25 protein-coding genes are annotated in these 13,022 nt (G+C 51.8%); 1 reads left to right on the top strand and 24 read right to left on the bottom strand.

What is annotated here, in order from left to right; translation table 11 throughout:
- Positions 1-42: 42 nt before the first annotated feature.
- The 14 genes from PSF28_RS17830 to PSF28_RS17765 all read right to left on the bottom strand — a co-directional run bounded on the left by PSF28_RS17830 (position 43) and on the right by PSF28_RS17765 (position 8,984).
- Positions 43-372 (bottom strand): hypothetical protein, encoded by a 330-nt coding sequence (locus PSF28_RS17830; protein ID WP_131680405.1) that lies wholly within the window; start codon positions 370-372, stop codon positions 43-45.
- Positions 369-1,142 carry a hypothetical protein gene (locus tag PSF28_RS17825; protein WP_136135401.1) on the bottom strand — a complete coding sequence of 258 codons (774 nt, stop codon included), beginning with the start codon at positions 1,140-1,142 and terminating at the stop codon, positions 369-371. Before PSF28_RS17825 ends, PSF28_RS17830 begins: the two co-directional genes overlap by 4 nt.
- On the bottom strand, positions 1,129-1,707 hold the full coding sequence (locus tag PSF28_RS17820; RefSeq protein ID WP_094962618.1) for a hypothetical protein: 579 nt from the start codon (positions 1,705-1,707) through the stop codon (positions 1,129-1,131). The genes PSF28_RS17825 and PSF28_RS17820 overlap by 14 nt, the downstream gene beginning before the upstream one ends.
- A gap of 117 nt (positions 1,708-1,824) precedes the next feature.
- The gene (locus PSF28_RS17815; protein ID WP_094962617.1) at positions 1,825-2,352 is read right to left on the bottom strand and encodes a hypothetical protein; all 528 of its coding nucleotides are present in this window, start codon (positions 2,350-2,352) and stop codon (positions 1,825-1,827) included.
- Positions 2,349-2,726 carry a hypothetical protein gene (locus PSF28_RS17810; RefSeq protein WP_136135402.1) on the bottom strand — a complete coding sequence of 126 codons (378 nt, stop codon included), beginning with the start codon at positions 2,724-2,726 and terminating at the stop codon, positions 2,349-2,351. The genes PSF28_RS17815 and PSF28_RS17810 overlap by 4 nt, the downstream gene beginning before the upstream one ends.
- A 14-nt stretch (positions 2,727-2,740) precedes the next feature.
- Positions 2,741-3,646 (bottom strand): DNA cytosine methyltransferase, encoded by a 906-nt coding sequence (locus tag PSF28_RS17805; protein ID WP_131680401.1) that lies wholly within the window; start codon positions 3,644-3,646, stop codon positions 2,741-2,743.
- A 42-nt stretch (positions 3,647-3,688) separates the two neighbouring features.
- Positions 3,689-3,907: a hypothetical protein gene (locus PSF28_RS17800; protein ID WP_131680400.1), complete on the bottom strand. Its 219-nt coding sequence runs from the start codon at positions 3,905-3,907 to the stop codon at positions 3,689-3,691.
- 10 nt (positions 3,908-3,917) lie between these two features.
- On the bottom strand, positions 3,918-4,322 hold the full coding sequence (locus tag PSF28_RS17795) for a hypothetical protein (RefSeq protein WP_094962613.1): 405 nt from the start codon (positions 4,320-4,322) through the stop codon (positions 3,918-3,920).
- Between the two features lie 13 nt (positions 4,323-4,335).
- Positions 4,336-4,665: a glutaredoxin domain-containing protein gene (locus PSF28_RS17790; protein WP_136135404.1), complete on the bottom strand. Its 330-nt coding sequence runs from the start codon at positions 4,663-4,665 to the stop codon at positions 4,336-4,338.
- A gap of 296 nt (positions 4,666-4,961) precedes the next feature.
- Positions 4,962-5,273 carry a hypothetical protein gene (locus tag PSF28_RS17785; protein ID WP_094962611.1) on the bottom strand — a complete coding sequence of 104 codons (312 nt, stop codon included), beginning with the start codon at positions 5,271-5,273 and terminating at the stop codon, positions 4,962-4,964.
- A gap of 59 nt (positions 5,274-5,332) precedes the next feature.
- Positions 5,333-5,773, bottom strand: coding sequence for a hypothetical protein (locus PSF28_RS17780; RefSeq protein WP_131680399.1), 441 nt, complete (start codon positions 5,771-5,773; stop codon positions 5,333-5,335).
- A gap of 13 nt (positions 5,774-5,786) precedes the next feature.
- Positions 5,787-6,467 (bottom strand): hypothetical protein, encoded by a 681-nt coding sequence (locus tag PSF28_RS17775; RefSeq protein WP_131680398.1) that lies wholly within the window; start codon positions 6,465-6,467, stop codon positions 5,787-5,789.
- A gap of 41 nt (positions 6,468-6,508) precedes the next feature.
- Positions 6,509-8,569 carry an ATP-dependent DNA helicase DinG gene (dinG, locus tag PSF28_RS17770; RefSeq protein ID WP_131680397.1) on the bottom strand — a complete coding sequence of 687 codons (2,061 nt, stop codon included), beginning with the start codon at positions 8,567-8,569 and terminating at the stop codon, positions 6,509-6,511.
- A 106-nt stretch (positions 8,570-8,675) separates the two neighbouring features.
- The gene (locus PSF28_RS17765; RefSeq protein WP_131680396.1) at positions 8,676-8,984 is read right to left on the bottom strand and encodes a hypothetical protein; all 309 of its coding nucleotides are present in this window, start codon (positions 8,982-8,984) and stop codon (positions 8,676-8,678) included.
- Between the two features lie 146 nt (positions 8,985-9,130).
- Between PSF28_RS17765 and PSF28_RS17760 the strand changes: the two genes are divergently transcribed.
- On the top strand, positions 9,131-9,310 hold the full coding sequence (locus PSF28_RS17760) for a hypothetical protein (RefSeq protein ID WP_136135405.1): 180 nt from the start codon (positions 9,131-9,133) through the stop codon (positions 9,308-9,310).
- 318 nt (positions 9,311-9,628) lie between these two features.
- Here the strand turns inward: PSF28_RS17760 and PSF28_RS17755 are convergent, their stop codons facing one another.
- From PSF28_RS17755 to PSF28_RS17710, 10 genes are all read right to left on the bottom strand, one after another.
- The gene (locus PSF28_RS17755) at positions 9,629-9,913 is read right to left on the bottom strand and encodes a hypothetical protein (protein WP_131680394.1); all 285 of its coding nucleotides are present in this window, start codon (positions 9,911-9,913) and stop codon (positions 9,629-9,631) included.
- 56 nt (positions 9,914-9,969) lie between these two features.
- Positions 9,970-10,314: a hypothetical protein gene (locus PSF28_RS17750; RefSeq protein ID WP_131680393.1), complete on the bottom strand. Its 345-nt coding sequence runs from the start codon at positions 10,312-10,314 to the stop codon at positions 9,970-9,972.
- 104 nt (positions 10,315-10,418) lie between these two features.
- On the bottom strand, positions 10,419-10,577 hold the full coding sequence (locus PSF28_RS17745; protein ID WP_272685419.1) for a hypothetical protein: 159 nt from the start codon (positions 10,575-10,577) through the stop codon (positions 10,419-10,421).
- 148 nt (positions 10,578-10,725) lie between these two features.
- Positions 10,726-10,962: a hypothetical protein gene (locus PSF28_RS17740; protein ID WP_131680391.1), complete on the bottom strand. Its 237-nt coding sequence runs from the start codon at positions 10,960-10,962 to the stop codon at positions 10,726-10,728.
- Positions 10,959-11,228, bottom strand: coding sequence for a hypothetical protein (locus tag PSF28_RS17735; protein WP_131680390.1), 270 nt, complete (start codon positions 11,226-11,228; stop codon positions 10,959-10,961). Before PSF28_RS17735 ends, PSF28_RS17740 begins: the two co-directional genes overlap by 4 nt.
- A 51-nt stretch (positions 11,229-11,279) precedes the next feature.
- A complete protein-coding gene (locus tag PSF28_RS17730) occupies positions 11,280-11,483 on the bottom strand; it encodes a hypothetical protein (RefSeq protein WP_131680389.1) in 204 nt (67 codons plus the stop codon).
- 65 nt (positions 11,484-11,548) lie between these two features.
- Complete coding sequence (locus PSF28_RS17725) at positions 11,549-11,989, bottom strand: hypothetical protein (protein ID WP_131680388.1); 441 nt, start codon at positions 11,987-11,989, stop codon at positions 11,549-11,551.
- A gap of 198 nt (positions 11,990-12,187) precedes the next feature.
- The gene (locus PSF28_RS17720; protein ID WP_131680387.1) at positions 12,188-12,391 is read right to left on the bottom strand and encodes a hypothetical protein; all 204 of its coding nucleotides are present in this window, start codon (positions 12,389-12,391) and stop codon (positions 12,188-12,190) included.
- Positions 12,392-12,400: 9 nt separating this feature from the next.
- Complete coding sequence (locus tag PSF28_RS17715) at positions 12,401-12,739, bottom strand: hypothetical protein (protein WP_131680386.1); 339 nt, start codon at positions 12,737-12,739, stop codon at positions 12,401-12,403.
- A gap of 43 nt (positions 12,740-12,782) precedes the next feature.
- Positions 12,783-13,010, bottom strand: coding sequence for a hypothetical protein (locus tag PSF28_RS17710; protein WP_042847181.1), 228 nt, complete (start codon positions 13,008-13,010; stop codon positions 12,783-12,785).
- Between the last annotated feature and the right edge of the window lie 12 nt (positions 13,011-13,022).

Below are 13,022 nucleotides of genomic sequence, written 5' to 3'. Positions count from 1 at the left end.
AAGGGACCTTAGTCCCTTTTTTGATTTCAGTCAGCTATTTGATTATTGCTGAGCACCTTCGGCTTTCAGTTCGGTGATCACCTGCTCCGCCAATACTGCCGCAGAGCGCGCCTGGTTAATCAGTGAGGTACTCATGCCGTCATCCACCAGCTGATTCGCCCGTTGGAACATGCGCGCAACAAACTTCTCCAGCGCGGCGATTTCAGCCCCTGCCAGCAAAGGCGCAACGCCGTCAGCCAGCTGGTTAAGCGCATCGTGCATACCGGCCACAAAGCCTTCGCAGTAGTCGTCGCTTTTGCCGGTACGGTCGCGCACGCAGTCCATGTCATCGCCGTCTAATAATTTGCGCAGCTTTGCCTTAAGGTCGCTCATTGGCCGCTCCCTACACGTTCCGCCAGCACCAGGAGGCGACGACCAACAGCTTTGACCACTTCCTGACTGCTTTCACGCGTCATTTCCTGCGCGATTTCACCAGCATGGTTTGCGGCAGCGACGGTGGCATCCTTTTTGATTTTCCGCAGGCCGCGTTCAATCGCCGGGTAGTCAGTATTGTGCAGAGCGTCGTTGGCGATCATGGCCGCAGTACCGGCCGCGCCTTTATCCGTCACGTCGATGTGCTCAAGGATGGCTGCATGAGCGTCTTTCAGCATTTTGCCTTCCGCAACCAGGTGCTCAACTTCAGACGCAGGGACGTAGCCTTTCGTCGGGCTGTTTTCGAGCGAAGGCATCAGAGCGTAATCACAGACCTGCTTGATGTGACTACCGACGCTATCGTCCGGCCCCACTTCGCGCAGATCGGTCTGAGTGGCACGTTGCACGACGATACCCCAGACTACCTGGTCAGTTTCATCAGACCAGCCGTCACAGGCCTCGCCCCGGTAGTATTCGATGTGCTCTTCAGCGGCTTGCCGGGCTTTGTCGGCGCTGTCGTGCTCATCGTAACCGCCGTCGGTGCTGTACGAGAAGAACTCCAGACCGTCGGTCACGCGTTTGAGCTCTTCCACCAGCTGGATATTCTCAGTACGCAGGCGCTCGCCTTCAGCCAGTTTACGCGCGAGGTAATTGACCAGCGTTTCGTTTACCCGCATGTCGCGCGGGATGCACTTGCCGTCAAGCAGGCCTTGGATTTCAATTGCTGTCATCTTTCTTCTCCTGATATACCAGTTTGCCAGACAAAATGGCGTCGCGGATGGTGTTGAACTCCTTCGCCCAATACTGCGAATCGACGAAGATCTCCAACTTGGTGTAGTCGTGCTTTTTGCGTTGGATGAAGGCATCCGCTGCTTCGCGGGTGAAGTGTGCGTTGACGTACTCCCACTCCCAGACGTACCCGGTTACCGTGTGGTCAGGCAACGCGCCGAGCACATCCCATTGCTGATCGACGCGGATAGCCAGAAAATCAGCCCGGTACTCGGTCTGGCATTTTTGGTTGAGCTCTTCTCGTTCTTCAGAATCCAGGTCATCCCAGTATTCCTGCGGGCTAAACCATTTGGCGTCATCCACTGCCACCAGCCAGTCTTCGATATAATCCATATCCAGACCGGTGATCAGGCGTTTCTTCTGCACGACGAATAGCGGGTCAGCGGTGCAGTGCTCATCAACACCTTTACCAACGCAGTGATATTTAAGGCGGGACACGAAGTCCGCCCAGGTTTCAGCGTTCAGTGGCGCGCCAGTGGCGAGCGATGGTTTCTGTTCAGTTGTCATGGCTTGGTTTTCCGTTAAGGAGTGGTCCGTTTCACTTCATAGCCAGTATCGCCCTACCCTCTCCGCCGACGAAGAGATGACAGATACAAAAAAAGGGGCTTTCGCCCCCAGTTATTTTCAACATGGCCCGAAGTGCCGGGCGTGCTCCCCCGGCAATGTATATTGCTTCAGTGGCGCGATGAACTCAGCCAGTAGCGGCTCTCTCCCCCAAACGCTGAACAGCGTTGTCAACGAGAGCGTTGCATATTTAAAGAACAAACCTTCTGCCAGATCGAGAGCTCGGGCACGGGCTTCAGGAGGTAGCGCTTGCCCCGCTAGCTTTTCCAGATAACCCACCAGGTCTGAAGGGATCAGCTTCAGCGACGATGTAGGTGGCTCATTCAACAGATGGGTGATGATTTTGAGCCAATCATCATTGTTAGTGATCACGATGCTAATATTGCCGGGACGATGATATTCAACGGATACCGCCCCGCCGTCATAGGCTTTAACCATCGCGCAGTCGGACATGACTGGCCGGTTTTTGCCTGTCACGTAATACCCCAGGTGATCGCTGTGCGTGCAGGTGTGAATTATCCGCAGTCCGGCCCCCAGTATCTGCTCGCTAACCGATGTTGCACTGGATTGTTTGTCTGAATGGCTCATTGCTTCACTTCCTTTTTGGCCTGCCGACGATGTAACGCCGTTACGATGAACACAATCAGCGCGGTCATAATGAGTGGGTTTTTAAACGGTGGCTCAAAGGGCCCAAAGCCGATCACAATCGGACCGCCAATAGCACAGGCCACCAGCGAGACCCAGTAGATGGCTTCAGGGAAATTCTCTCGGACAGAAGGCCTGGAAAAAATGAGAACATGAGAAACCAGCGCAATCGCGACTCCCATCCACAGCGAGTTGACATCCAACGCCCCCATAAGGCCCGCGACGCCTGCGCCAAACAGGGCGTATGCCAAGGCGGCGTACTGAACCAGCATGACCAATTCTCGGCGGTCGGCCTTCTGCTCTTCCGTTAATTTCATCTTTTTCTCCAGGGTTAATGAGTGAGGGAAAACTTATCGCTAACCTGCGCCATGTAGCGGATCATCTCAGTGCCCACCCATTCACCGACGTAGGTGCTCACGCCGTTACCGATCTGCTTATACGCTGAGGTTTCGCATACTGGGAACTCAAACCAGTCGGGCACGCCTTGCAAGCGAGCATACTCACGCACCGAATAAGGGCGCGCACCCAGCGGGAAACGCTTATCGACCACGAGTCGCGTTGAACGGTCCTTTGCGTAATGAGCGACACACGTTGGTGCGATATCACCCTTGGCAGGGTCGCTAATGATGGGTAAATCGCGATAGCCGCCCCGTAGCCGCGTTTCTACTGATTTAGGGATACGAACGGACGGGTTATCCTCCAAAATCGCACTGAGAGGGATTGGGCGCGTATTTTCCGGCGGGCGAACATCAAACGGGCGACGCGTGCCGATTATGATTAGACGATGCCGACGTTGCGGTACCCACAGCTCCGATTTCACCGGGCAGAATACCTGAATGAAATACCCGGCCAGTTTGGTCATTGTTTCCATGACAATTGGGAACGCCAACATGCCCGGCACGTTCTCGATAACGTAGAACTCAGGCTGGGCAACCGCCAGGTGACGCAGTGCGTGCAGGAAAAGCTCATCGCCGGTTCGAGTACCGTGGATATCGCCGATCGTGGAATACTTCGTGCAGGGATAGGTGAAAGACATGCCGTGGCAGCTATCCTGTTCCAACACCATTTCCTGCGTGATGTCGCAGTGTTTGATATGGTTCCCCAGATTGTGGCGATAGGTCTTAACGGCGTCTTTGTCCAGCTCGAAAGACTGGGCGATCTGAATACCGGCATTCTTCAGGCCGATATCCATCAGCCCGGCACCGCAAAAATAACTGTTCATTAGAACGGGAGACATTCGACATTCCTTAAAGATGGTCGATGAATTTTATGGCTTTGCTCAACCAGAGAAATATTCAGCGAAGTTAATCCAAACAATGCTCGCCGCTGTGCTAATCAGCACGATACCCGTGACCACGTCGAGGCCGATTGAATCCGCCTGGCTACCACGCGGCAGAATACATAAGACGAGCGAACACACGATCAGGAAAACGGTCAGCATCATGCTAAACAACGACGCCCCACCCTCAGTTGAAAACAAAAGCTCGTAAACAGTCATGGTTTTTCTCTCAGTGATTGTTCTTGCGTTCAGCGGCATACAGACGAGCCAGAATGCCATTCAGCGCGCCATCCAGGACCTTGTAATACGACTCGGTGCCCCCCATGTCGTCACGCATATCCAGCAGCGCCTCCAGCTCGGCATCGTCGATCGGCTGCACCTCATTGGTGGTGGCCGACAACACTTCACCAGCATCAACCGAGATCCCAGCTTTAAACAGCGCGTCGATAGCGTCCTGCCTGTACATCACCGCGCGGCCAGAAGGTGGTGTCCAAGCGATCGGTTCCAGTTTCACGGCAACGTTTATTTCAGCGGCCATCAAGGCTTCAGTCAGTTGCGCCAACAAAATAACGTCTGCACCGCTCGGTGGTTGCAGCCCTAAGGCTGGTGGAATAGCGACGGTTTGATAGCTCACGGCATTCACCTTCTTACTTCGCTTCGCCTGGAGCCGAAAATAGTTCAGGCTCACGCATTTCGATAGAGACACGCATCCGGGCATAACCAGTAATGCCATAACCGTCTGGCTTACCTTCGATCAGTGCCTTGATAAATTCAGGCCGATACCCAGACCAGGAAAGCGCCATCCCTGTATCAGGCTCCACCAGCACGACAGGGGCCGATTTGAAACCCAGGTTGCGGAACAGCTCACGATGCTTTTCGATACTGCCTTCCACGAACTCAATCCCATTTGCGGCAAAACGCTCTTTGGTCATGCGGCAAGGCTGGCAATCCGGCAGACAGAAGACGATGACTTTCATGGTGACCTCTGTTATTGGTTTGTTTGTTTACCTGCAACCAGTATCCGCTGACACCAACAGCTGACGAAGCATTTGACGTAAAAAAAGCACCTCGAAAGATGCTTTTTATTTGGGATTTTGAAACGCCTATTCAGCATGACGTTTTGGCGACTAACAGCAGTGATATCTGTCCGCTAATAGCCTCGTTTAGCTTTTCTTGCATAGAATAGTGCTGCGATAGCGGCGAACCCTTCGGTACGCAATTCCAGATACACAGCCAGATCGTAACTCTTCATCCCTTGGACTCCGCTGTAGGCTTACTGGTAGTTTGACAAAGGCTGGCCGATCATCCCAGTTACCTTCAACAGCTCACCAGCGGTAACCGTCCGCAGCATTTCCGAACGCCCAAACTTAACATAGTCCTCACGAGGCATCGTTTTAAAGTCCGGATGCGGGCGGTCATTGCACAGTTGCCAATCCTGATCTGCGCTATCACGGCGCAAGACGAAGACATCAACAGACATATGCAGGCCAGTGCCGAACATCGCGGTAGCAACGATTTTTGCCTGTGACCCATCTTTACGTTGGATCAACTGTTCTGCTTTGGTGACCAGTTCTTGTTCTTGCATAGTTCGTTCCTCAGCTGGTGGGTTACCAGAGGCAGGGAGATAACCCCCTGCTCTATCGGTTATGGGCGGTCTTCCAACGCCTGGATTTGGTTGTCGATTGCCTGAAGTTGTACAGCGAAACGCTTTTCGATTTCGTTACGCAGAGCTTGATAGGCAAGCAGTTTGGTTGAATACAGAGGTAAGCCACCGTAGAACTCGGTCGGGTTACCAGCTGCACCGTGAGACTTTGGTTTCGACCACGCAGGATAAATTGCGATGGTTTCACCTTTGAACGACCCGATTTTCGACGCGTCGTAAGTAAAGCCGGTGGTTTTACCTGAAGTCGGGATAGCGATATCCGGCTGAACCTGAGCAGTAGAACGCAGAGCAGAAATAAGAGTGTTCATGATGATTCCTTTGTGTTGTTTGTTTTGTTTACCTGCAATCAGTATCACCCCACTCGCACCGCTGACGAAGAGTACAAACAAAAAAAAGCACCCGGAAAGGTGCTTTTTAAACATGATGGGATTTGCCTCACATCGACAGTTCGTTAATCCGCCCCTCAGGCCTCTTACCCAGGGTTGTCATTTCACCGAACTCAAAGAGTCCGCAAATCTCTTCTCCGATCTGCGCCACCAGCACGCGCCATCGACCGGTACCATTCTCACCCCAACACGCCACTCCGGCTGCATCCAGCTCTTCTTCAGTAGCGAAGAATTTTGCGCCCTCCAGTTTATCGACAGAGATCAGCAACTGGTTATCTACTGTGAAGCAAATGCCGTGCTGGTTCATGAAGAACAAACGACGCTGCGCATCACGGGTTGAGATAATGGTTTCCCCGTTGGGTAACGGAGTTGCAGACGTAGTTTTCACATTAATCAAGCGCCCTGCTCTCTCCAGGCAACCGATCATAATGCCAACAGCATTGGTCAGATCGCTGTAGGGTGGCAAGCCGACCAGCTTTTGAAATGCCATGCGTTCATCGTGGGTTTTCAACTCCGCAGTTCGGGTGTGAATTTTATTATTATCAAGGTCAGCAGCGCCCTGCTCTGCCAGAATTTTTTGCAGCATCAGGTTGCCCGCAGTGCCTGGGTCATTCCATAACTTCTCACCCTTCAGCAAGTTTTCGGCAAACAGATTGCTGGTGGAGAAAGGTGCTGGTACTTTGCCAACGAACTGAAATACCACTGTGATGACGCTTTCGTATTTTCCCATAACACACCCATGCATTCGTTTTGTTTACCGAAATGATATCACTATCTGATCACGCGACGGAACGGAGGAAGCGAGTCCAGAATACTTTGGCCGTAGCGCGTATTCTTGATGCGCGAATCCAGTATGGTCACCGCCCCGGTATCGGACTCGGTTCGGATAAGCCGCCCAACCGCCTGGATAAGCTTGATGCATGCCTGCGGCACCGTGATTTCTTCAAAAGTGTTCCGCCCCGCCTTCTCCATCCACTCTGTGAGCGTTTGACTGACCGGGTCGCTCGGTACGCTAAACGGCAGCTTGGCAATAATCACGTTGTCGCAGTAATCTCCAGGCAAGTCTACGCCCTCACTGAAGGAAGCCATCCCGAAGATAATGCTCGCCTCACCACGATCGATACGCAACTTATGGCGGGACACGATTTCCGTTTTAGGCATCGTCGTCTGCATCAGGATGTGTTCCTTCACGTTGTCCGGCATACCGGCACAGACTTCGGTCATCTGCTTACGAGATGAGAAGAGCACCAGGCACCCTTTACGGCGGAGCACCAATTTAGGTAATAGCTCAATCAGCTCGTTAGTGTGCGCCTCGGCATTCTTCGGCGTGCTACGCATCTTTGGCACAAACAGAACACCGTTGTTCTCGTAGTCGAAAGGGCTTTTCGCCAGCAGCGTCGGCGTATCCTTTTTTAAACCCGCTTCATTCAGGTAGGCATCGAAGTTGCCCATCGTCCTCAGTGTTGCTGAGGTGATGATCACCCCATGCGCTTCCTGCCACAGCTCCCTATCCAACTGCTCGCCCGCATGCACCGGGCTGCTATGGATAATGACTTCGCTTTTATTGTCTCGCTTGACGTTTACCCAGCGCGCCACTGGAACAGCAAGCTCACCTTTCTTCGTCGATGCAGTAAATCGACTCATCGCTTCCAGCAAGTTTTCTACACGGTTCTTCAAATCGCCGATCGCCATTTTGTGGCGGGCATTATCCTCCGCGACGATTTTGTCACCGGCCTCATCAATGATGATGGTCATTTTCTCAATCAAAGTCTGCATCTGGTTTGCCAGGTACAGACCGTTTTTAAACAGGGCACGGACATCATTGGGTACGTCACCCTCAGGGAAACGATAGACGTCAATGTTACCGTGATCGTTACGGAAGTTCAGGGAAGATAAAAGGGTGGCGCGAACTGACATCAGCTCGGTTGCCGTGTCCGAAGCCAGCGCCACAAGCTTGTAAACGTGGTCATTCATCTTCTCGCCATAAGGGGTCTGCATGTCCATGACCATGTCACTGACCTCACCCAGCCAGCGCGCCGTATTATCCAACGAGGCATTTGCAGCAAAGTGCTCAATGGCTTTACTGGTCAGGTGATGACCTTCGTCGAAAACATAGATGGTTTCTTTCGGCGGTGGCAGGATGACACCACCTCCCAAAGACAGATCGCTCAAAACGATATCGTGGTTAGCTATCACCACATCGACTTCTTCCAGTCGGCTACGCGCGGCAAAGAAGGGGCAGTTTTTGTAATGAGGGCACTTAATCTTAGGGCACTGGCTGGCGACCGCGTTAACTTTGTTCCAGGACTTGTCAGCCAGCTCCAGCGGGTAGGTATCTCGTTCTCCGTTCCATTCACCGCTGGCGAATTCGTTACCCAGACTTGTCATGTCGTCGCGAACATAGCCATACGCATTATGCTCTGCATCAACGTGCGCATCGTAACGCAGTCGGCAGAAGTAACGGCCACGGCCTTTCGCCATCGCGTAGGTAAATTTAAGTCCGCCCTGGCTTTGGATTTCCGGCAGATCTTTCACGACTACCTGCTCCTGAAGCGCTACGGTTGCTGTAGACAGAATGAGGGTCTTGCCCTTCTCTATCGCCAACGGGATCAGCGGCAGGCAGTACCCCAGCGTTTTACCGGTACCGGTACCCGCTTCCACCACACCAACGACAGGCTTGTCGTTATCCTCTGGGATATCGTTAATCAGCGAAGAGCAAAAGCGGATCATGTCCTGCTGACCGGTACGCGGCTTCAATCCCTTCGACGTCAGGAAGTTGCTGTATGCAATTGCCGTTTGTTGCTCGGCGGTCAGCTTGATATTGTTGCTCATGACGAGATCCCATAGAATTATTATTTACTCATTAAATTTTACCGCACCACCAGCGCTGACAAAGTGACATCCAAAAATAAACCGCCATGTAGGCGGTTCAGTTCGTTCACCCCTCAAACCAGAGAGAGGCAAGATATGCGCACCCGGCAATTTTGCGCTCATGTTTGGGGTCGAAGCTTTTGAGGATGACCATGATATGCGCCAGCGCCCATTTCAATTCAACACCTTCCTTGGCTGCTGGTGGACATTCAAGCCCGTGGTAAAACCAACGCTCAATGAAGGCAACCCAGGAATTCTTTCCCTGTTTGAATTCGTCTGGAATGAGATCCCATTTCGGCAGGAATTTTTCAATGTCCTGAGGCCCAAAGGCGAGCATAACCTGAGTGATGTTTTCGTTCGGCGTCCACGTCTTCATGATTTTCTTTTCCAGAGTCAGGATTTGGTTTTGATTGCATCGGCAATCTTGACGAGTACCGCACGCAGCTCTTTATCATCAGCGATGTTAGTCGGTAGGGTATTCAGGCATTTCTGGGGCAAGTAGATATTACCGAAGAATACCAGTTGCTCTTATACTGGCTGGAAGCTACAGATCCATTCCCAGTCATTATTGGCTTCCCAGATGCAAAGCAGCTCAGTGCCGTCATTGTTCACAGTGGTCAGTTCCAGACCGCGTTGCTTAGCAAAGTTGTGGGTCGTCTTAGTGATCTGCATGATGGTTTCCGCGTTGTTGTTTTTGATTAATGACATTGTCCACCATAACTGACCGCTGACAAAGAGTGGAAGGGTGATTTTCAGTAATTTGTCCCGCAAGAAAAACAGGCTTGTAAGCCGCATTCTGACAGGGTTTCTTTGAAAATTTTCAGCCTGAAAATCCCACGTTTTCAGAGGCAGATGAGAAGGGATAGATAGATATTTCCCTCAGGCAAATACATATGTTAAAAAGGGCGGTTTTCAGTGGTTTGTCCCGCAAGAAAAACAGGCTTGCAAGCCGCATTCTGACAGGGTTTCTTTGAAAATTTTCAGCCTGAAAATCCCACATTTTCATGCACAAGAACAGGGTTATTTCCCCTGTTTTTTCAGTTCGGCAATTTCGGCCTTTGTCGCGAGACGTTGACTACCAAACAGCCCTTTAATCAGAACGGGCTTCTCTTTTTTCCATCCCTTGATGGAGTTCAAACCAAACTGTTTCGGCTTGTTGTGATTCCAGCTTGCTACAACACTGGTCTCATTGACTTCAACGATCTGGACAGGGTGAACGGAAACGGTAGGGATATTAGTGCTTCCCAGTTTATGCCGAGTGATAGACCAAACGGTATCACCGACCTTCAGTTTGCTAATGACCATTGCTCAGTTCTCAGTGAGTGAAGAAGAGCCGCCCGCAGGCGGCTGGTGGAGGGAGGTTATGAGTTGACCCAGCTGGTGGTTTGCTCCAGAGCAAATTTAACGATGTCACACTGGTAAACGTGCCCCTCGTTAGCATCGTTTGCGATCTTGGCCCCTATAACCTCAGCGACTTCGTAATACCAGATGCCCGGCCCTTCTTTGCTGGTGAAGACCTCATCGCATTCCTCAACGATGTCGATAGCCAGTTCACGGATCCAATCCGCACACTCGATTTCACCGCCACCAGCTACGTTGAAGTCGATGCGCTCCTGCGCAGTGTCGTCCTTTACGATGAGCGGGACACGGGTTTCGTTGAAGCTGCTGAAGATGAACATTGCGACCAGAGTTGGGTTCAGAGACATCATATATCCTCGTTTGCGTTATCAGTTGTTGGACTTCCAGTATCCACCAGCCCTGACCGTTGACGAAGGCAAAAGGGCGAAAAAAACATTTTATTTCCCATCTGTCACTTGAGAGTTGCAGCCGTTCCGATATACAGCATACCGCCATTCAGGAGTGGAGAGACCTTAACACCGTAAACCGCATTTGCCTCACCATTTGACGCCTCGGATGCAGCCGCGCTTAATTCCTCCAATGCGATGCGGGCTTGCCTTGACGGTATCACTCCCCGCCTATTGGCATCGAAAGTAGCAATAACTTGAACCATCCCGTAAATCTTTTCTACTGCATAGATATCAGGAATGAGATCGGTCGTTAGAATCAACATAATCCACCCTAAAAGTTATGTGCGGGTTCGATACTGACATCACACCCTATTCCGCTGGTGGAATCTCTTTAACGACCAAGATCTCAACCTCGGCCCCCTGTTCCTGCTGCGTTAACTCGACACAGCGCAGCGCCGCAGATTTTGCAGAACACCACGAATGCGCAAACCAGTCGCGGGATTCAGTTCGGCAAGCAACCGCATGGGTCGCTTTCCATGTCAGCTCAGCTTCTTGCACTTTGCCATTGGGCAGCGTGCAGTAAAACGTACGCAGCCCCTTCTTCATTTGGCACCTACCTGCTGAGGTATCCCCAGCGCTGCGATCTGTTTGCGAACATGGTCAAAGCCAGCCCCAGTATTCACATCATAGTCTTCGACTACCGCAGACAGCACCTGTACCCGCTCGGTCGGCGTAAGGGCGCGTTCCAGGGAAAGGTCAGAAGCAATATCGGAGACGTTATCGAGTGTCAATGTGTCGAGTGCGATCATCTGACCTTCAGAGAAGTTGCTCATCAGGTAATTAATCAGGTATTCACGAGTACCGAAATTCATCATTGTTCCTCAGGGTGGGAAAATCAGCCCCCGTCTCCGGAGGCGAAAGAGTTAGTCTCGACGGCAACGTTGCTGCCGGATTTTAAAAGCTTCTTCAGCAAGGGAAAAGGCAACGTGTGCCACATCACCTTGGGTTGGCCCATTGGAACGGTTTTTATCCCAGAGTGTTGAAGCAACACCTGTCAGCGCACTCGCCAACAGTGAATCAAAAACCGCTTGCTCCTCATCAGAGGTAATTTTCAAATCAGAACTCATTGTCATCTCACTATATCAACAGGGGAGGAATTACCCAGACCACGACAGTGGCCTGAGTTGAATGTTTACGGTGCCAGGAATGTCACTTCAAACGAGCTGAGTTTGTCATCCCGATGCATGCCTTCAGTCAGCGCGGTAATTTCCTGCCACAGCGCTTTAGTCTTTTCGGTAGCGCCTTCAGCCATACCATCAACCTTCAGGTAACGTTCGGGATGGGTGACATTCAATCGGCGCTTCACAGGATCCCAGTCACTGTAATGGCTGATTTGAATACTGATGTCTGCCAGCTTCTCCGGCGCGGTGCGCTTCAGGTTCAAGATAGCTTCAAAGGTGAACACGATACGATCATTGTGGTCTTCGGTATCGAACCAAACACAATAACGAGGGAAGTGACGAACAGCGCGGCCGCTGCGACCCCAATTCACGGTGTGCTCACGAATAGACAGCAGAGTCTTCTTGTGAGTGGTAACGCCAGCATGACGGAGCAGATCGGATAAAGTGTGCATCGTATTTCCTCGTGTTATTTATTTTGTTTACTGAGTAAATTCTCGCACGAGGCCGACCGCCGACGAAACGTATACAGGGGGATAATGCCAGTTATTTTGAAATCCTGACTATCGTTCGCAAAAACCTATCCACCAGCAACAAAGCCCCGCTCGACAAAATTCGAGCAGGGTAGAAGGCAAGATGAAAGGGAGAGGCGATTAACCGAAGGTGTTAACCAATGCCCCACTTTTGCGAGCATGAATCAGCAGCGCATTATGTCGCGCCTGCACATCCTGGAGATCGGCAACTTCACCGTTCGTGATCAACCAGCCGTTAGTGCCAGGGGTACTGTATTGCACCATGCGCTTTCCACCCGCCTGAGTGTAACGGTGCGCTCGTACTTCTATGCCCTGAGGAAACATGCCTACCCCCTAACACCGCTCGAGAAGAAATTTGGACGCCTCATCGTTACTGCTCAGCTTAACGATGTTGTGCTCCACCCACTTGAAGGCACCGTTACTGCATTGGACAGGATCCCTGACGAGCAAGGAGCCATCGGCACCAACCGTATATTCGAAACCGGCCTCGGCAATTGCCAAGCGGTAGGTGGATGCCACCAGCATTAACAGTGCATCAAAGACACCAGAGGCAAGCGCTTTCTTGGCCGCGTTAATTCGTGCGGCAGTTCCGGCATTGGGTTCGATTTGCTGAATACGCTTGGCATCTTCAAGCAGCATTGCGATCAGTTGCTTCAGTTCGTTCTCGCTCATTGCGGTATATCCCAGTAAGGGCACCTCAGTCGGTGCCAGTCAGTTATTCAGGTTTGAAGTCCGAAGGGACGACAACACGGAAGAAGTCGAAGTCCTGCACAGTCGCTTTGCGCATATCATCCGATGGTGTGATCAGCTGCGGCTCCATAGACAGGCAAGCGCCCAATTGCGGTTTGCTTGCCAGAACACCCAAGATGTTTGGTTGCTCAGGGAAGGTATAACCAAAGGTGTGCCCGTTCTTGACCCAATACGTTCCGTTGATAGCGCTCATGGCTTTATCCTT

It is taken from the genome of Providencia sp. PROV130, assembly GCF_028482225.1.
Lineage (GTDB): Bacteria > Pseudomonadota > Gammaproteobacteria > Enterobacterales > Enterobacteriaceae > Providencia > Providencia rettgeri.
The sequence above is the reverse complement of the archived record's forward strand: the minus strand, read 5'-3'. Positions and strand labels throughout refer to the sequence as shown.